This is a genomic window from Paraburkholderia sp. (assembly GCF_050742655.1).
Taxonomy (GTDB): Bacteria; Pseudomonadota; Gammaproteobacteria; order Burkholderiales; family Burkholderiaceae; genus Paraburkholderia.
In genome coordinates this window covers 135,661-153,601 of sequence record NZ_JBOIGG010000014.1, presented here as the reverse complement: position 1 = coordinate 153,601, position 17,941 = coordinate 135,661, and the positions used below count along the sequence as shown (strand labels likewise).

Below are 17,941 nucleotides of genomic sequence, written 5' to 3'. Positions count from 1 at the left end.
GCGCCGATCGCAGCAGCCGTCGAGCCGCGTCGTCACGATGCATTCAATACAACTACGTTGCATGGGACGGCAGCAGGTGCTGAAGCGCCAACTGCCGTCGACAGGGAGATAAACATGAAAAATATACAGAAGCTCGCGGTCGTTATCGCGAGCGTCGCGGCGCTCGCCGGTTGCGGCGGCGACGTCGGGTCGCCGCAGTCCGCGACGCATACGAGCGGGAGCAGCGGAGCGGGGGTAGGGAGCGGTGGTGCGGGCACGCCGGTCACGAGCAACCCAACCGCTAATCCGACCACCAGTCCGCCTGCAGTCACACCGCCTGTCACGCGCACCGACATTGCGGGCCTGACGAAATTCGTCAACGTGTTCATTGGTACCGATACGCCGGACACGGGTCTTTCGGGCTATCCCGGCAACCTCAACCCGGCAGCGGAAACGCCGTTCGGCATGGTCAGCTTCGGTCCGGACACGCCCGGCAGCGGGTCGCCGTATGGGGAGGGGTCGGGCGGCTACTTCTATGAAGATTCGAGCATCGACTTCTTCAGTCTCACGCATCTGCAAGGGCCCGGTTGCCGTGGTCAGGGCGCCGTCGCGATGATTCCCGGCGGCGGACCACTGACCTTCTCGCATGCGGACGAAAGCGCATCGCCTGGCTACTACAAGGTGAAGACCGGCAACGGCATCGTCAATGAATTCACCGCGACGACGCGCACCGGCATGGCCCGGTTGACTTATCCGGCAGGGTCGACGCCGACGCTCGTCGTCAACGCGCTGAAGAGCAACGGCATGAAGGGCGGCGTGTCGCCGTCGCTTGTCACCATCGCCGCCGATACGACCGCCGGCGTGGTGTCCGGTCAAACGGTGGTCGGCTCGTTCTGTGGCGGGACCTGGTACAAGCCGGTGTATTTCTACATCGTCTTCGATACCGCGCTCGATCCGAAGAAGACCAGCGTGTCGAACGGCGTCGCGACTCTCGCGTTCGCCCCCGCGGCCGCAGGGACCTCGACGGTCGTGCAGGTGAAGGTCGGCATCTCGTCGGTCAGCGTCGCCAACGCGAAACTGAACCTGACGACGGAAAACCCGGGCTGGTCGTTCGATACGGTGCGAACGAACCAGGATGCGATCTGGAATCACCGGCTCAACACCGTGCAACTCGACCTCGCGCAGACCGGTGCCATGGCGAGTCTCGGTACGAAAGCGCAGGCCGCGACCAGCTATGTGACCCAGTTCTACACGGCGCTGTACCACACGATGACGGGTCCGACCGTCTACAGCGACGTTAACGGCGACTACCGCAGCATGCAGCAGACCAATCTCAACGCGCCGGCCAACACGGCCCCTGCGCGACCGACTGCGAACGTGTCGCAGTATCCGGTGCCCGGCAACGCGAACGCGTACCGCACGCACTACTCGGGTTTCTCGCTGTGGGACACGTATCGTTCGGAGACGCAGCTTCAGGCGTTGCTGTTTCCGGGCGAAGTGAGCGACATGATGCAGTCGCTCGTCGCCGACGCGAGTCAGTGCGGTGCGTTTCCGCATTGGGTCGATGGCAGCGACGACACGACGCCGATGGAAGGCGATCATGCGCCCAACGTGATTGCCGGGGCCTACGCGTTCGGCGCGCGCTCGTTCGATACGTCGACCGCGCGCAAGTACATGCTGCAGTCGGCGTTCGGAACCGGCGGCCCGGGCAGTGCGTTCACGGAAGGCGCGTGCAACGACAAGCCGAGCGTGGATTGGAGCGCGGGCTCGCAGGCAGTCGGCAGCTTCTATCAAACGAACGGCTATGTTTCCACTGACGTCTCGGTGAATCATCACGCGGGATCGGTGACACTGGAGATGATGACCGCCGACGAGTCGATCGGCAATTTTCTCGCCGCTCTCGGTCTGTCGCAGGATGCGAGCAGCGTGACGGCGCTGCACAAGCGCGCGGGCAACTGGATGAACATCTTCGACGCGAACATTCCGGCGAGCCAGAACTACTTCGGCGTGACGAAGGGACTCGTGCCGAAGAGTTCGAGCGGGCAGTGGGTGTTCGACGATCCGCAAAACGGCGGCTTCCACGAATCGACCGAGCCGAACTACATCTGGACGATCCGCCACGACTACACGGCGCTGAACGCAGCGCTCGGCGGCAATACGGCTGCAATCACACAGCTGAACGCGCTGTTCGGACTGAACGCGAGCAATCCGTACGGTGGCCCGTTGCCGAGCGCTTCGACGCTGAACAGCGGGGAGGGTGGCAGCACGCTGTATATCGGTAACGAACCTTCGCTGCAGACGCCATGGGCGTACAACTGGACCGGCACGCCGCAGCTCACGCAGCGTGTGATTCCGATTGTGATGACGGAGACCTTTGCCAACGACCCAGGCGGCCTGCCCGGCAACGACGATCTGGGCGCGACGTCCGGATGGTATGTATGGGCGAGCCTCGGGCTGTATCCGGTGATTCCTTCGGCGCCCGGCCTCGCGATGTCGACACCGCAATTCAAGGGGATGACCGTCTGGCTCGGCGATGGCACGAAGAAGCTGCGGATCGAGGCCGACGACGAAGCGCTGCTGAACGGCAAGCCGTATATCAAGTCCGTGCAGCTGAACGGCAAGACGTATCAGGGATCGTGGCTGCCCGTTGCGGCGATCGCCAACGGCGGCACGTTGACCTACACGCTGTCGGCGACTCCGACCGACTGGGCGACCGGCACCGCGCTCGCGCCGCCGTCCGGACCGGGCGCGGACTACACGCAGGCGCTGGCGAAGCCGCAGCCTTGAATCGGCGGGCTGCATCCGCGCTGGGGTGAGGCGCGGATGCGGTGGCGGGTTGCTTTTATTGGCTGCTGTTTTCCGAACCCTGGCGAGGCGACTCGCCAGGGTTTTCCTTGTTCAGTTGCGCGTGACGTTCGCGGCATCGGTGTTGCCCGGATCGACCGGGTGCGGCGACGCGCTGCGGTATGATGCCCGCACGCCTTTTCCACTCTCCTCATCCGCGTCGCATGTCCTCGTTGTGGCGAATCCTCATCGTGCTGTCGATCGCGCTGCTGTTCACGCAGCGCGTGGCCGCGCATGAACACGATGTGCAGGTCGTGCATCGCGTCGCGACGGCGGAGCACGTGCAGGGTGTGCATTGCGATGCGCTGCACTGCGAGCACAGCCACGCGTCGTGCTGCACGACGATGTGCGGTGCGCATTGCGGCGCGCTGTTCGTCGCCTACCGCTTCGAGCCATGGACACCCGATGCATCGCAGCCACCGCTGGCTGCCGGTTCCCGTCGAGCGAGCATTTCGTACGCACCGCTGCTGCGTCCGCCGATCGCCTGATGTTGCCGTGCCGCCCGCTTGCGCGACTCATGTCACGCGACGCCTGCGGCACGCTGCGAGGACGACGGCCTGCCGCGCATTCGCGCAGCCCATGGCCGTTCCCAGAATGAACGAATGCGCACGCGACAGGGCCCGAGTGGCATCAGCGTGCGCGAGCAAAGAGGAATCGATCGATGATCCGCAGAGAATTTTTGATTCGCACGTTGACCGCGACGGCGGCTTCGCTGGCCGGTCGCGGTGCGTTTGCGCAGCAGGCGTCGCAAGGCATGCACGATATGGCGGGCATGGCAGGGATGGACGGCATGTCGGGTATGTCACACAAGGCGGGCGCTGCCGCACACGCTCCGGCGCCGCTCGCTGCTGTCGACGCGCTGCCGGCGGGGCGTCCGCTCGCGCCGCTGCGCGTGCTCGCGAATGAAAGTCGCGAGCCGGGTGTGTTTCGCGCGACGCTGGTTGCTCATCCGGTCCAGCGCAACATGCTGGCGGGCAAATCCACGACGTTCTGGCAGTACGATCCGATGAATGGTGGTACCTCGCAAGGGCCGGTCGTCGGGCCACTGATCGACGTACGCGAAGGCGATACCGTCGAGATCCGCTTCGTCAACCGTCTCGCGCAGCCATCGACGATTCACTGGCACGGTCTGCCCGTACCGCCCGATCAGGACGGCAATCCGTCCGATCCGGTCGCACCGGGCGCAACGCGGGTCTACCGGTTCACGCTGCCGCCCGGCAGTGCCGGCACGTACTGGTATCACCCGCATCCGCACATGATGTCCGCCGAGCAGGTGTTTCGCGGGCTGGCCGGTCCGATCGTCGTGCGTGCCGCCAACGATCCGCTCGCTGCCTGGCCCGAGCGTCATCTGTTCTTCTCGGACCTGAAGCTGGCTGCGGACGGCACGATCCCGCCGAACGACATGATGGACTGGATGAACGGCCGCGAAGGGCAGTTCGTGCTGGTCAACGGTGCGCGCCGGCCGCGCATCGTCGTCGCGAAGGACGAGCGCTGGCGCGTCTGGAATGGGTGCAACGCGCGCTATCTGCTGCTGTCGCCGGGCGTGCCGTTCACCCAGGTCGGCACCGACGGCGGTTTGCTGGAGCGGCCGCGCGACCGTCTGACCGAGCTGCTGCTCGCGCCGGGCGAGCGCGCCGAACTGATCGTGCGCGCGGGTGCGCGGCCGCAGCAGACGGTGCTCACCGCCGACGTCTACGATCGCCGCAAGATGGCGATGTCGATGTCGCACGGCAGCCTGCCCGCCGACCCCGCACACGCACTCGCGGATCTCGCGTTCGCGCCTCCGGCCGGTTCGGGGGCGCCGCGCGAACTGCCCGCGACGCTGCGCACGATCGAGCCGCTGGGCGCACCCGCCGCGAAGCAATCGGTCGTGTTTTCCGAACAGATGGACATGGCGGCGATGCATAAGCCCGACAAACCCGGCGCGTCCGCGCACGGCATGCCTGCCGGGATGACGTTCATGGTCAACGGCGCGACGTTCGACCCCGCTCGCGTCACGCTGACGAGCCGGCGCGGCGACGTAGAGATCTGGTCGATCGAAAATCGCACCGACATGGATCACCCGTTCCATCTGCACGGCACGCAGTTTCAGGTGATCGAGCGGGTGCGCGGCGGCGTGGCGACGCCGGAGCCTTATCGCGCGTGGCGCGACACCGTGAACGTCGAGCCCGATGAGACCGTGCGCATTTCGACGGTGCAGCGGATGGCGGGCGAGCGGATGTTCCACTGCCACATCCTCGAGCACGAGGATCTCGGGATGATGGGCACGCTCAAGGTCGTCTGAAACTAATCGGAGCGATCAGAGCACTGCGCGATGTGACCGCTGAATGAAAAAACCCGGCGCGAAGCCGGGTTTCCGAGGGTCGGGAATCGAACGGGGTCAGGCGGCAGCCTGGATGTTCGATGCCTGTTTGCCTTTCGGGCCTTGCACGACCTCGAAGCTTACCTTCTGGCCTTCCTTGAGGGTCTTGAACCCATTCATCTGGATTGCCGAAAAGTGTGCGAACAGATCCTCACCGCCTTCGTCGGGCGTAATGAATCCGAAACCTTTCGCGTCATTGAACCATTTGACTGTACCAGTTGACATACCAACTTCCCCTGTAACTCATGTTCCCACCACGAGCACGCTCGAAAAGCTTAACGACCGCGGGTTGCAGCCGCCCCCTCCTCACAAGCTCACCATCGGCATTTTTTCGAAATATAGGCTGGTTGAAAAAAGTGCCAGCTTGATTGTTGAGGCTCTTAATTCGAGTGTCAAGAAAATTTTGAGACGCGCGGCGGGCCGTTGCGTGAATCCCATTTTCAGGGTTTTTCCCGCTTTTCTTATGTGCGACCGTACGAGCGTGCAGTCTTGAAAAGACGCATAATCGACTCACATGCAGCGTAGCGGGTCATGCGGGAACGCTGAGCCGCCAACCGCTTCCGGCGGGTTATGCGATACTCGATCCGACGATGGTTTTCAGGATGCAGCAACGACTTTCGGGAGGGCCGGCACCGCACTCGGCTCGTCGCGGAACGCTCGCGCCGGCAACGCTGGTCATCGGGCCTCCGGGCAACGGTCACCGGCCGACCGGTCGGGGTTTTGGCAGGATTGCGGGCCTGTCCGAGTTGTTTAGAATGGGTGTATGGCGATTATTCCGGACAAGCAGGACGGCACCGTACTGGAGCGGCAGGAACAAAAGCTGAAACCGCCATCCATGTATCAGGTGGTGCTGCTGAATGACGACTTCACGCCGATGGAATTTGTCGTGATGATCGTGCAGGAGTATTTCAATAAAGATCGTGAAACCGCAACGCAGATCATGTTGAAGGTACATCGCGAAGGTAGGGGAGTCTGTGGGGTCTATACGCGGGACATCGCGTCGACCAAAGTCGAGCAAGTCGTTACCCACGCACGGCAGGCCGGGCATCCGCTGCAGTGTGTGATGGAGGAAGCATGATTGCCCAGGAACTGGAAGTCAGCCTGCACATGGCGTTCATGGAAGCACGCCAGGCAAGGCACGAGTTCATAACGGTCGAACATCTTTTACTGGCCCTGTTGGACAATCCGACGGCCGCAGAGGTGTTGCGCGCATGCGCGGCCAACATCGAAGATCTGCGGCAGAACCTGCGCAACTTCATTCATGACAACACGCCGACCGTGCCAGGCACGGACGACGTCGACACGCAACCCACGCTCGGTTTCCAGCGCGTGATCCAGCGCGCGATCATGCATGTGCAGTCAACGTCGAACGGCAAGAAGGAAGTGACCGGCGCGAACGTGCTGGTGGCGATCTTCGGCGAGAAAGATTCGCACGCGGTGTACTACCTGCAGCAGCAGGGCGTCACGCGGCTCGACGTCGTGAATTTCATTTCGCACGGCATCGCGAAGACGAGCAGTACCGACGCCGCGAAAGCGAGCGACGCGAATGCCGAATCCGATGAAGCCGGTGCGCAGAAGGAAACGCCGCTCGCGCAGTTCACGCAGAACCTGAACCAGATGGCGAAGGACGGCCGCATCGATCCGTTGATCGGGCGCGAAGCCGAGGTCGAGCGTGTCGTGCAGGTGCTGTGCCGTCGGCGCAAGAACAATCCGCTGCTGGTTGGTGAGGCGGGCGTCGGCAAGACGGCGATCGCCGAAGGCCTCGCCTACCGCATTACGCGCGGCGAAGTGCCGGACATCCTCGCGGATGCACAGGTCTATTCGCTCGACATGGGCGCGCTGCTCGCCGGCACGAAGTATCGCGGCGATTTCGAGCAACGCCTGAAGACGGTGCTGAAGGAATTGAAGGAACGGCCGCACGCCATTCTGTTCATCGACGAAATTCATACGCTGATCGGCGCGGGTGCCGCGTCGGGCGGCACGCTCGATGCATCGAATCTGCTGAAGCCCGCGCTGTCGTCGGGTGTGCTGAAGTGCATCGGCGCAACGACGTTCACCGAATACCGCGGCATCTTCGAGAAGGACGCTGCGCTGTCGCGCCGCTTCCAGAAAGTCGACGTGGCCGAACCGACCGTCGAGCAGACGGTGGCGATCCTGCGCGGCCTGAAGTCGCGTTTCGAAGAGCACCACGGCGTGAAGTATTCGTCGGGCGCGCTGTCGGCGGCGGCTGAACTGTCGGCCCGCTTCATCACCGACCGTCATCTGCCGGACAAGGCGATCGACGTGATCGATGAAGCCGGTGCGGCCCAACGTATCCTGCCGAAGTCGAAGCAGAAGAAGACGATCGGCAAGGGCGAGATCGAGGAAATCATTTCGAAGATCGCTCGCATCCCTCCGCAGAGCGTGTCGCAGGACGACCGCAGCAAACTGCAGACGCTCGATCGCGATCTGAAGAGCGTGGTGTTCGGGCAGGACCCGGCCATCGACGCGCTGTCCGCCGCGATCAAGATGGCGCGCGCGGGCCTCGGCAAGACGGACAAGCCGATCGGCGCGTTCCTGTTCTCCGGTCCGACCGGCGTCGGCAAGACCGAAGTGGCGCGGCAACTCGCGTTCACGATGGGCATCGAACTGCTGCGCTTCGACATGTCGGAGTACATGGAACGTCATGCGGTGAGCCGTCTGATCGGCGCGCCGCCGGGCTACGTCGGGTTCGACCAGGGCGGCCTCCTGACCGAAGCCGTCACGAAGAAGCCGCACTGCGTGCTGCTGCTCGACGAAATCGAGAAGGCGCATCCGGACATCTACAATGTGCTGCTGCAGGTGATGGATCACGGCACGCTGACGGACAACAACGGCCGCAAGGCGGACTTCCGCAACGTCATCATCATCATGACGACGAACGCGGGTGCCGAGTCGATGCAGAAGTCGACGATCGGTTTCACGACGAAGCGCGAAACCGGCGACGAAATGACCGATATCAAGCGGATGTTCACGCCGGAGTTCCGCAACCGTCTGGACGCGACGATCAGCTTCCGCTCGCTCGATGAAGAAATCATCATGCGCGTGGTCGACAAGTTCCTGATGCAGCTTGAAGACCAGTTGCACGAGAAGAAGGTCGACGCGCTCTTCACCGACGCGCTGCGCGCGCATCTCGCGAAGCACGGTTTCGATCCGTTGATGGGTGCACGGCCGATGCAGCGCCTGATCCAGGACACGATCCGCCGCGCGCTGGCCGACGAACTGCTGTTCGGCAAGCTGGTGACCGGCGGCCGCGTGACGGTCGACGTCGACGGGAACGACAAGGTGCAGCTGACGTTCGACGAGCACTCGGAGCCGGGCAATCCGAATCCGGAAGCGGTCGAAGTCGAGTAAGCGTTAAGAGCAGCAAGTAAAAAAACGGCGCGGGTTTTTAAAACCCGCGCCGTTTTTCTTTGGTGCTCAGCCCGCGCCTGGTGCCTCAGTGCTTGCCGGTGCTGCCGAAACCGCCCGCGCCGCGCGCGCTCTCTTCGAAGTCGTCGACGATATTGAACTGCGCCTGCACGACCGGCACGATCACCAGCTGCGCGAGCCGTTCGAACGGATTCAGCGTGAAGGTGGTCTGGCCGCGGTTCCACGTCGAGATCATCAGCTCGCCCTGATAATCCGAATCGATCAAGCCCACCAGATTTCCCAGCACGATGCCGTGTTTATGGCCGAGGCCCGAGCGCGGCAGGATCAGCGCCGCGTAGCCCGGATCGCCGACGTGGATCGCGAGGCCCGTCGGCACGAGCACGGTCTGTCCGGGTTCGAGCGTCAGCGGCGCGTCGAGGCACGCCCGCAGGTCGAGGCCCGCGCTGCCCGGCGTCGCGTAGTGCGGAAGCTGGTCGCGCATCTTCGGGTTGAGAATCTTCAGGTCGAGTTTCATGCGGTATCGGGAAAGAAGGTGGGGAGAGAAGTTCAGCGTGTTGTCAGCTGGAACGCGTCGGCAAGCAGTTCGTACGAGCGCAGCCGCGCGCGGTAGCTGCCCGCGACGGTCAGCACGATCAGTTCGTCGGCCTCGAACTCGTCCTTCAGCGCGAGCAGCCGCTCGGTCACGGTGTCGGGCGTGCCGATCACGCTGCGCGGTTTTTCGCGCGCGATCACCAGTTGTTCGCGTTCGCCGTATTCCTGCGCGAGGCCTTGTTCGATCGACGGGATCGGTGCGTTCAATCCGTAGGCCATCTGCACGCGGCGCAGATCGACCGCTTTTTCGAGGTCGGCGGCTTCCTGTTCGGTGTCCGCGCAGATCGCGAACACCGCGGCCGCGAGGTACGGACGCGCTTCGTTGCCGACGGTGAAGCGTTCGCGATACGCCTGCGCGACTTGCTGTCCAAAGTGCGCGTTGATGAAATGCGCGAACGCGAAACGGACACCGAGCTGCGCAGCGAGCAGTCCACCGAAGTCGCTCGATCCAAGCACCCACAGTTCCGGCCGTGTATCGACTTCTGGCTGCAGAAGCACGCCATGCGCGATGTGGTCGGCGGGCAGGGTGCCGTTCATCAGCCCGACCAGTTCGGCGACCTGCTGCGGAAAGATATCACCGCGGTTGTACGCACCCGCTGCGACCGCCTGGGCGGTCCGCATGTCGCCGCCGGGTGCTCGCCCGACACCGAGATCGATGCGGTTCGGGAACAGCGCCTCGAGCATCAGGAACTGCTCGGCGAGCTTGAACGGACTGTAGTACGGCAGCATCACGCCGCCGGAGCCGATGCGGATGCGCTTCGTCACGCTGCCGAGCCGCGCGAGCATTACTTCGGGACAGGGATTCGATACGCCACGCAGCCCGTGGTGCTCGGCGCACCAGTAGCGCGTGTAGCCGAGATCGTCGGCGAGCTGCGCGAGTTCGACGGTCGCCGCAATTGCATCGGCTACCGAGTGCCCATCGATCACGGGCGTTTGATCGAGCACGGAAAGTCGCGTCATGACAGTACCGCTCCAGATGAAGTCAGCGGATCAGGCTCGTATCGGGCAGTCGCTTCGCAATCTCGGCGATCAGCGCGCTGGCGAGCGAGCGCTTGTCCGCGCGCGGCAACTTCGTCGCGCGGCCCGCTTCGAACAGCACGACTTCGTTGTCGTCGAGACCGAATGTCAGCGGGCCGAGATTGCCGATCAGCAGCGGCACGTTCTTGCGCACGCGCTTTTCTTCGCCGTGCACGTCGAGGTCGCCGCTCTCCGCCGCGAAGCCGACGCAGAACGGCGGATGCGACAGCTTCGCAACGGCCGCGAGGATGTCGGGGTTCTCGACGAACGTGAACGACGGCATTGGCTTGTCGGCCGTCTTCTTGATCTTGTGCGCGCTCGGATGATCGACGCGCCAGTCGGCTACCGCCGCCACACCGATGAAGATGTCGTAGTCGGGCACCGCGCGCATGACCGCGTCGTGCATCTGCTGCGCGGTCTGCACGTCTTCGCGGTAGACGCCCCACGGCGTGTCGAGACCGACCGGACCGGCCACCAGATGCACGTCGGCGCCCGCCTGCTGTGCCGCGCGCGCAAGCGCGAAACCCATCTTGCCGCTCGAGCGGTTCGTGATGCCGCGCACCGGATCGAGCGGCTCGAAGGTCGGACCCGCGGTCAGCAGCACGCGATGTCCGGCAAGCAGCTTCGGATGGAAGAACGATGCGATCGCTTCGTAGGTCGCTTCGGGTTCGAGCATCCGGCCGTCGCCGACTTCGCCGCACGCCTGCGGGCCGGAGTCCGGGCCGAGCACTTCGACGCCGTCCCCGCGCAGTTGCGCGACGTTGCGTTGCGTGGCCGGGTTCTGCCACATCTGCCGGTTCATCGCGGGGACGACGAGCAGTGGACAGTCGCGCGCGATGCACAGCGTGGACAGCAGATCGTCGGCCATGCCGTGTGCGAGCTTCGCGAGAAAATCGGTCGACGCCGGCGCGATCACGATCGCATCCGCTTCGCGCGACAGATCGATGTGCGGCATGTTGTTCGCGATGCGCGCATCCCACTGGCTCGTGTAGACCGGACGGCCCGATAGCGCCTGCATCGTGACCGGCGTGATGAACTGCGTGGCCGAGTCGGTCATCACGATCTGCACGCTCGCGCCGGCCTTGACCAGCAGGCGCGTGAGCTCGGCGATCTTGTAGCAGGCGATGCCACCCGTCAGACCGAGGACGAGATGTTTTCCTGCGAGTTCTCCGCTTGTGACAGTCGCCAACGCAAGCCTCCGACTAAGCAAGTGCCGCCGGCGCAGCGCGCCGGTTTTGAAACCGTCTCAGCGCGCGCCGCGCACGCGCCGCAGTTCGTCGAACACGAGCAGCGCGGCGCCGATCGTGATCGCGCTGTCGGCGAGATTGAACGCCGGCCAGTGCCATGCGCGCACGTGAAAGTCGAGGAAGTCGATCACGTGGCCATACATCAGCCGGTCGATCACGTTGCCTAGCGCGCCGCCGAGAATCAGCGACAGCGACGTGCAGAACAGGCGCTGCGTGCCGTGCCGCTTCAGCAGATAGCAGATCACGAGCGCAGCAACGATGCCGAGCGCGGTGAACGCCCAGCGCTGCCAGCCGCCGGCCGCCGCGAGGAAGCTGAACGCCGCACCGCGGTTGAACATCAGCAGCAGGTTGAAGAACGGCGTCAGTTCGTACGGGCGACCGTAGGCGAACACTCGCACGACGGCGATCTTCGTCAACTGGTCGAACAGAATGACGATCAGTGCGACGCCCAGCCACGGCGCGAGCGATCCGCCCGATTTCGACAGGGTTCTGGCCATTATGCCGCGCTCCTCGTTTCACCGCTGCCGAACAGATTGCCGATGCAGCGTCCGCACAGTGTCGGGTGTTCGGCGTTCTCGCCGACGTCCGCGCGGTAGTGCCAGCAGCGCTCGCACTTCAGATATTTCGACGCGATGACCTCGACGCCTTCGTCCGCTTCGCTGTCGACGCGCACGACCGTCGCCGCCGACGTGATCAGCACGAACTTCAGGTCCGCGCCAAGGCTGGCCAGCGCATCGTGACGTGCACCGCTCGCGCGAATCTCGACCTCGGCCTGCAGCGACGAGCCGATCAGGTTCGCAACGCGCGCTTCCTCGAGCGCCTTCGTGACGTCGCTGCGCACCGACCGCAGCAGCGCCCACTTGTCGATCAGCGCGGCACTGTCCTTCACGTCGGGATACACGTGATACGTACCGATGAACACCGTGTCGCTGCCCGGCTGGAACACCTTCCATGCTTCTTCGGCGGTGAACGACAGGAATGGCGCCATGATCCGCAGCAACCCGTGCGCGATGTGATAGAGCGCGGTCTGCGCGGCGCGGCGCGCGGTCGAGTCGGGCGCGCTGGTGTAGAGGCGGTCCTTCAGCACGTCGAGATAGAAGCCGCCAAGATCTTCCGAGCAGAACGTCTGTAGCTTCGCGACGACCGGATGGAACTCGTACTTGTCGTAGTGCGCGAGCACGTCGGTCTGCAGCGCGGACGTCAGCGCCACCGCGTAGCGATCGATCTCGAGCCACTCTTCGACCGGACGCGCGTGCGCGGCGAAGTCGAAGTCCGACAGGTTCGCGAGCAGGAAGCGCAGCGTGTTGCGGATGCGGCGATAGCTCTCCGTCACGCGCTTCAGGATTTCCTCGGAGATCGCGAGTTCGCCCGAATAGTCGGTCGACGCGATCCACAGCCGGATGATTTCCGCACCCAGCCGGTTCGCGACTTCGTGCGGATCGATGCCGTTGCCGAGCGACTTGCTCATCTTGCGGCCTTCGCCGTCGACGGTGAAGCCGTGCGTGAGCAGCGCGTTGTACGGCGGCCGGCCGTCGAGCATCGACGCGGTCAGCAGCGACGAATGGAACCAGCCGCGATGCTGGTCCGAGCCTTCGAGGTACAGGTCGGCAGGGAACTGCAGTGAATCTTTGTGCGAGCCGCGCAGCACGTGCCAGTGCGTCGTGCCCGAATCGAACCAGACGTCGAGTGTGTCGCGGTTCTTCTCGTACAGGTTCGCGTCGTCGCCGATCAGCTCGCGCGGATCGAGCGTCTGCCATGCCTCGATGCCGCCCACCTCGACGCGTTGCGCGACCTGCCCGAGCAACTCAAGCGTGCGCGGATGCAGCTCGCCGGTTTCCTTGTGTACGAAGAACGCCATCGGCACGCCCCATTGCCGCTGACGCGACAACGTCCAGTCGGGCCGGTTCGCGATCATGGAGAAGAGGCGTTGCTTGCCCCACGACGGATAGAACGCGGTCGCCTCGATACCCGCGAGCGCGGTCTCGCGCAGCGTGCGGTCGCTGTCGTTCGGCTTCACGTCCATGCCCGCGAACCACTGCGACGTCGCGCGATAGATGATCGGCGTCTTGTGGCGCCAGCAGTGCATGTAGCTGTGCGTGTACTTCTCGCTGCGCAGCAGCGTGCCGGCGTGCCGCAGCGCGTCGATGACCTGCGGGTTCGCCGCCCAGATCGACAGACCGCCGAACAGCGCGAGCGATTCGATGTAGCGGCCGTCGCCCATCACCGGGTTGATGATGTCGGAATCGGCCATGCCGTGCGCCTTGCACGACACGAAGTCTTCGACACCATAGGCCGGCGACGAATGGACGATGCCGGTGCCGGTCTCGGTCGTCACGTAGTCGCCGAGGTACACCGGCGCCGTGCGCTTGTAGCCCGGATGCGCGGACGCGAGCGGATGATGGAAGCGCAGGTTCGCGAGCTTCTCGCCGGGCGTGGTCGCGATCACGTTGCCGGTCAGCTCGAAGTCCTTCAGGCACGCTTCGACGCGCTCCTGAGCGAGGATCAGCAGGCCGCGCGGCGTATCGACGAGCGCGTAGACCACTTCCGGATGCACGTTCAGCGCCTGGTTCGCGGGAATGGTCCACGGCGTCGTGGTCCAGATGACGATGCCGCCTTCGGCGCGCGGCAACGCCGCGAGGCCGAACGCGCGCGCGGTCTTCTCCGGATCGGCGAACGCGAACAGCACGTCGATGGTCGGGTCGGTCTTGTCCTTGTACTCGACTTCCGCCTCGGCGAGTGCCGAGCCGCAGTCGAAGCACCAGTTCACCGGCTTCAGGCCGCGGAACACGTAGCCCTTTTCGATGATCTTCGCGAGCGCGCGGATTTCGCCGGCCTCGTTTGCGAAGTTCATCGTGCGGTACGGATTGTCCCAGTCGCCGAGCACGCCCAGGCGGCGAAAGCCGACCTTCTGCTTCTCGATCTGGCCGGTCGCATACGCGCGCGCCTTTTCCATCACTTCAGCGGCCGGCAGCGATTTGCCGAACTGCTTTTCGATCTGGATTTCGATCGGCATGCCGTGGCAGTCCCAGCCCGGCACGTAGACGGCGTCGAAGCCCGCGAGATTGCGCGCCTTGACGATCATGTCCTTCAGGATCTTGTTCACCGCGTGGCCGAGGTGGATGTCGCCGTTCGCGTACGGCGGGCCGTCGTGCAGGATGAACTTCTTGCGTCCCTTCGACGCCTCGCGGATCTTCTCGTAGACTCGGCCTTCCTGCCACTCCTTGACCCACTGCGGCTCGCGCTTCGGCAGGTCGCCGCGCATCGGAAACGGCGTGTCGAGCAGGTTGACCGGGTAGCGGGCCTGCGGTTTCGAATCGGCTTTCTTGTTGCTCATAATGAGGTCGGTTGAATACGGTATAAGTGCGCGGTCAGTGTGCGGCCCGCGCAATGAGCGAGCCTTGCTGGATGCGGCGATCGGACCGTGCGGGCGCTGGGCCGGCGCGGTCCGCGCGGCTAGCTAATTCGGTCGGTGGCCGAGGTGGCGAAACCCGTCGAGCGGCTGCCCGGCGATGCAACGCCCGCCGCGGCGAACCACTCGCGCGCATGGTCGACGTCGCGGGCAATCGCAGCGGTCAGCGTTTCGAGATCGATGTATTTCTCTTCGTCGCGCAGCTTCTTCAGGAATTCGACGCGCACGAGTTTGCCGTAGGCGTCGCCGTGCCAGTCGAGTAGATGGACTTCGAGCAGCACGCGGCCTGAGTCGTCGACGGTGGGCCGCAAGCCGAGGCTCGCGACGCCCGGCAACGGCTGGTCTTCGACGCCGTGTACACGGACGACGAAAATGCCCGCGAGCGCCGGACGTTTGTGCGCGATCGGCAGGTTCAGCGTAGGGAAGCCGAGGTCGCGTCCGAGCTTCAGACCGTGCACGACGTGGCCGCTGATCACGTAGTCGCGGCCGAGCGCCGCGCGCGCCGCATCGAGATCGCCGGCGACCAGCGCGGCGCGCACGCCGGAACTGGAGATGCGCGCGCCGGACGGATCGGCGACGGTCGCCATCTGTTCGACTTCGAAGCCGTAGCGATCGCCCGCGGCCTTCAGCGAAGCGAAGTCGCCGGCACGCTTCGAGCCGTAGCGGAAGTCATCGCCGATCATCACCCAGCGCGCGTGCAGCCCGTTGACGATGATCCGTTCGACGAACGTATCCGGCGACTGGCTCGCGAAGGTCTGGTTGAAGTGCTCGACGACGACGCGATCGACGCCGTTCATCCGCAGCGCCTCGAGCTTGTCGCGCAGCATCGCGATACGCGGCGGCGCGCCGGCCGGGTTGAAGAATTCACGCGGGTGGGGTTCGAAGGTCATCACGCAGACGGGCAGTCCGCGTGCATCGGCGGCGGCGCGCACGTGCGCGAGCAACGCCTGATGTCCGCGGTGGACACCGTCGAAATTGCCGATCGTCAATGCGCACGGCGCACGGCTTTCGGCATTGGGAAGACCGCGGAAAACTCTCACGATAGCGGGGGCGTCGATTGGCGCGGCTGGAGTGCCGCAAAACAAATGATTATAAACGCTACAGGCCGGCCGCGGCGCCGCTGCGCCGTTCCGCCTCCTCCCGGATGATAAAATCCGCGGATGAAAAAACTCGTTATCCTGATTTCGGGGCGGGGCAGCAACATGGAAGCCATCGTTCGCGCGTGTGAGCGCGATCGCTGGCCGGCGCAGGTCGCCGCTGTGATTGCCAGCCGTCCCGACGCCGCGGGCCTCGCGTTCGCGGCGTCGCAAGGCATTGCCACGGCGGTCGTCGACCACCGCCAGTTCTCTGACCGTACCGCTTTCGACGCCGCGCTCGCCGCGGAAATCGACCGTTTCTCGCCCGATCTGCTGGTGCTCGCGGGCTTCATGCGCGTCCTGACGACCGGCTTCGTCGAGCGCTACGCGGGCCGCATGCTGAACATCCATCCGTCGCTGCTGCCGTGCTTTCCCGGCCTGAAGACACATCAACAGGCGCTCGATGCGGGCGTGCATGTGCACGGCGCGTCGGTGCACTTCGTCACGCCGCAACTCGATCACGGTCCGATCGTCGCGCAGGCGGTCGTGCCCGTGCAGGCGGGCGACGACGCCGTGGCGCTTGCCGCGCGCGTGCTTGCCGTCGAACATATTCTTTATCCGCGCGCGGTGCGCTGGTTCGTTGAAGGGCGCCTCGCGCTCGACGGACTGCGCGTCGTGCTGACACCGTCCGAGCCGCAGTGGCTCTTCGCCGATACGACCAGCCACGCCGGGGAGGGCGCATGAGACTGCACGGATTTCTGATTGGACAAACCGAAACGCTGCTCGCGGACGTGCTGAAGTTTGCCGGCCCCGCCGATGCCGCGACCAGCCGCTTTTTCCGGGCGCACCCGAAGCTTGGGCATGGCGAACGCGGCGTGATCGCGGAGGCGGTGTTCGCGGTGTTGCGTCGCCGGATGGAGTTCGCGCATCTGGCCGAGAGCGGCAACGGCAGCCCCGCGCGGCGCCTCGCGCTGCTCGGCCTGATGCAGACGGCCGGCCGCAACGCGCTGAAGCCGTTCGTGTCGGACGCCGAAAGCACGTGGCTCGAACACGTGGCGAAGATCGATCCGGAGAGCCTGCCGCTGCGCATCCGGATGAATCTGCCCGACTGGCTCTGCGATGCGCTCGGCAAACGCTTCTCGCCCGAGGAACTCGCGCAACTGGCCGCCGCGCTGAATTACCCCGCGCCGCTCGATCTGCGCGCCAATCCGCAGAAGGCGACCCGCGATCAGGTGCTCGATGCGCTCGGCAAGGCCGGCATCGAAGCGGGCGCGACGCCGTTCGCGCCGTTCGGCGTGCGGGTGGTCGGCAAGCCGCCGCTGACGAAGCTCGACGCGTTCCAGGACGGCTGGATCGAGGTGCAGGACGAAGGCAGCCAGCTGCTATGTTCGATCGTCGCACCGAAGCGTGGCGAGATGGTCGTCGATTTCTGCGCGGGCGCCGGCGGCAAGACGCTCGCGCTCGGTGCGATGATGCGTTCCACCGGCCGGCTGTATGCGTTCGACATCTCCGACCGGCGGCTCGCGAAGCTCAAGCCGCGGCTCGCGCGCAGCGGCCTGTCGAACGTGAACCCGGTGCTGATCGACAGCGAGCACGATGCGAAGATCAAGCGCCTTGCCGGCAAGATCGACCGCGTGCTGGTCGACGCGCCGTGCAGTGGGCTCGGCACGCTGCGCCGCAATCCCGACCTGAAGTGGCGGCAGACACCCCAATCGATCGCCGAACTGACGCCGAAGCAGGCGTCGATTCTCGCGAGTGCTTCACGTCTGGTGAAGAAGGGCGGCCGGCTCATCTACGCGACGTGCAGCGTGCTCGACGCGGAGAACGAAGCGATCGTGCAGCAGTTCCTCGCGGATCACGCGGAGTTCGCACTGGTGCCCGCGCGCGACGTCCTCGCCGAGCAGCGCATCGATCTCGACACTGGCGAGTATCTGTCGCTGTGGCCGCATCGCCATGCGACCGACGGCTTCTTTGCCGCCGTGCTGGAACGTCGAGGCTAGGCCCGCCGACTTCACGACCTCAGATC

General features: G+C 64.8%; 14 protein-coding genes. 7 read left to right on the top strand and 7 right to left on the bottom strand.

Translation table 11 applies throughout. The annotated features are described in order from the left end of the window. Nucleotides 1-114 precede the first annotated feature (114 nt). The 3 genes from ACREXZ_RS20240 (at nucleotide 115) to ACREXZ_RS20230 (ending at nucleotide 5,107) form a co-directional block, all read left to right on the top strand. Nucleotides 115-2,766: a GH92 family glycosyl hydrolase gene (locus ACREXZ_RS20240; RefSeq protein ID WP_431765891.1), complete on the top strand. Its 2,652-nt coding sequence runs from the start codon at nucleotides 115-117 to the stop codon at nucleotides 2,764-2,766. 230 nt (nucleotides 2,767-2,996) lie between these two features. After that, complete coding sequence (locus ACREXZ_RS20235; RefSeq protein ID WP_431765890.1) at nucleotides 2,997-3,311, top strand: hypothetical protein; 315 nt, start codon at nucleotides 2,997-2,999, stop codon at nucleotides 3,309-3,311. 173 nt (nucleotides 3,312-3,484) lie between these two features. After that, entirely contained in the window at nucleotides 3,485-5,107 is a 1,623-nt protein-coding gene (locus ACREXZ_RS20230) for a multicopper oxidase family protein (RefSeq protein WP_431765889.1), read from the top strand. Nucleotides 5,108-5,203: 96 nt separating this feature from the next. Here the strand turns inward: ACREXZ_RS20230 and cspD are convergent, their stop codons facing one another. Next, nucleotides 5,204-5,410: a cold shock domain-containing protein CspD gene (cspD, locus tag ACREXZ_RS20225; protein WP_091011243.1), complete on the bottom strand. Its 207-nt coding sequence runs from the start codon at nucleotides 5,408-5,410 to the stop codon at nucleotides 5,204-5,206. A gap of 538 nt (nucleotides 5,411-5,948) precedes the next feature. On the opposite strand from cspD, the gene clpS reads away from it, so the two are divergent. Together clpS and clpA are read left to right on the top strand one after the other, a co-directional pair. After that, nucleotides 5,949-6,263, top strand: a complete 315-nt coding sequence (gene clpS, locus ACREXZ_RS20220) for an ATP-dependent Clp protease adapter ClpS (protein WP_431765888.1) — start codon at nucleotides 5,949-5,951, stop codon at nucleotides 6,261-6,263. Beyond that, nucleotides 6,260-8,557 (top strand): ATP-dependent Clp protease ATP-binding subunit ClpA, encoded by a 2,298-nt coding sequence (clpA, locus tag ACREXZ_RS20215; RefSeq protein WP_431765887.1) that lies wholly within the window; start codon nucleotides 6,260-6,262, stop codon nucleotides 8,555-8,557. The genes clpS and clpA overlap by 4 nt, the downstream gene beginning before the upstream one ends. Nucleotides 8,558-8,642: 85 nt before the next feature. Here clpA and dut read toward each other — a convergent pair whose 3' ends face one another. The 6 genes from dut to ACREXZ_RS20185 form a co-directional block, all read right to left on the bottom strand. Further along, nucleotides 8,643-9,089, bottom strand: a complete 447-nt coding sequence (dut, locus tag ACREXZ_RS20210; RefSeq protein WP_431765886.1) for a dUTP diphosphatase — start codon at nucleotides 9,087-9,089, stop codon at nucleotides 8,643-8,645. Between the two features lie 32 nt (nucleotides 9,090-9,121). Further along, complete coding sequence (locus tag ACREXZ_RS20205) at nucleotides 9,122-10,126, bottom strand: LLM class flavin-dependent oxidoreductase (RefSeq protein WP_431765885.1); 1,005 nt, start codon at nucleotides 10,124-10,126, stop codon at nucleotides 9,122-9,124. 22 nt (nucleotides 10,127-10,148) lie between these two features. After that, nucleotides 10,149-11,372, bottom strand: coding sequence for a bifunctional phosphopantothenoylcysteine decarboxylase/phosphopantothenate--cysteine ligase CoaBC (gene coaBC / locus ACREXZ_RS20200; protein ID WP_431765884.1), 1,224 nt, complete (start codon nucleotides 11,370-11,372; stop codon nucleotides 10,149-10,151). A 57-nt stretch (nucleotides 11,373-11,429) separates the two neighbouring features. Continuing rightward, a complete protein-coding gene (gene lspA, locus ACREXZ_RS20195) occupies nucleotides 11,430-11,927 on the bottom strand; it encodes a signal peptidase II (protein ID WP_431765883.1) in 498 nt (165 codons plus the stop codon). Continuing rightward, nucleotides 11,927-14,764 (bottom strand): isoleucine--tRNA ligase, encoded by a 2,838-nt coding sequence (ileS, locus tag ACREXZ_RS20190; RefSeq protein ID WP_431765882.1) that lies wholly within the window; start codon nucleotides 14,762-14,764, stop codon nucleotides 11,927-11,929. The genes lspA and ileS overlap by 1 nt, the downstream gene beginning before the upstream one ends. A gap of 119 nt (nucleotides 14,765-14,883) precedes the next feature. After that, entirely contained in the window at nucleotides 14,884-15,879 is a 996-nt protein-coding gene (locus ACREXZ_RS20185) for a bifunctional riboflavin kinase/FAD synthetase (RefSeq protein WP_431765881.1), read from the bottom strand. Nucleotides 15,880-15,999: 120 nt separating this feature from the next. Here ACREXZ_RS20185 and purN point away from each other — a divergent pair, with 120 nt between their 5' ends. Beyond that, nucleotides 16,000-16,659: a phosphoribosylglycinamide formyltransferase gene (gene purN / locus ACREXZ_RS20180; RefSeq protein ID WP_431765880.1), complete on the top strand. Its 660-nt coding sequence runs from the start codon at nucleotides 16,000-16,002 to the stop codon at nucleotides 16,657-16,659. Continuing rightward, nucleotides 16,656-17,915: an RsmB/NOP family class I SAM-dependent RNA methyltransferase gene (locus tag ACREXZ_RS20175; RefSeq protein WP_431765879.1), complete on the top strand. Its 1,260-nt coding sequence runs from the start codon at nucleotides 16,656-16,658 to the stop codon at nucleotides 17,913-17,915. Before purN ends, ACREXZ_RS20175 begins: the two co-directional genes overlap by 4 nt. The last annotated feature ends 26 nt before the right edge of the window (nucleotides 17,916-17,941 follow it).

Bases quoted from the DNA above. Each gene is read 5' to 3' on its own strand.
- clpA (WP_431765887.1), top strand. From the start codon at position 6,260: ATGATTGCCCAGGAACTGGAAGTCAGCCTGCACATGGCGTTCATGGAA.
- ACREXZ_RS20230 (WP_431765889.1), top strand. From the start codon at position 3,485: ATGATCCGCAGAGAATTTTTGATTCGCACGTTGACCGCGACGGCGGCT.
- cspD (WP_091011243.1), bottom strand. From the start codon at position 5,410: ATGTCAACTGGTACAGTCAAATGGTTCAATGACGCGAAAGGTTTCGGA.
- ACREXZ_RS20205 (WP_431765885.1), bottom strand. From the start codon at position 10,126: ATGACGCGACTTTCCGTGCTCGATCAAACGCCCGTGATCGATGGGCAC.
- lspA (WP_431765883.1), bottom strand. From the start codon at position 11,927: ATGGCCAGAACCCTGTCGAAATCGGGCGGATCGCTCGCGCCGTGGCTG.
- ACREXZ_RS20175 (WP_431765879.1), top strand. From the start codon at position 16,656: ATGAGACTGCACGGATTTCTGATTGGACAAACCGAAACGCTGCTCGCG.
- clpS (WP_431765888.1), top strand. From the start codon at position 5,949: ATGGCGATTATTCCGGACAAGCAGGACGGCACCGTACTGGAGCGGCAG.
- purN (WP_431765880.1), top strand. From the start codon at position 16,000: ATGAAAAAACTCGTTATCCTGATTTCGGGGCGGGGCAGCAACATGGAA.
- dut (WP_431765886.1), bottom strand. From the start codon at position 9,089: ATGAAACTCGACCTGAAGATTCTCAACCCGAAGATGCGCGACCAGCTT.
- ileS (WP_431765882.1), bottom strand. From the start codon at position 14,764: ATGAGCAACAAGAAAGCCGATTCGAAACCGCAGGCCCGCTACCCGGTC.
- ACREXZ_RS20240 (WP_431765891.1), top strand. From the start codon at position 115: ATGAAAAATATACAGAAGCTCGCGGTCGTTATCGCGAGCGTCGCGGCG.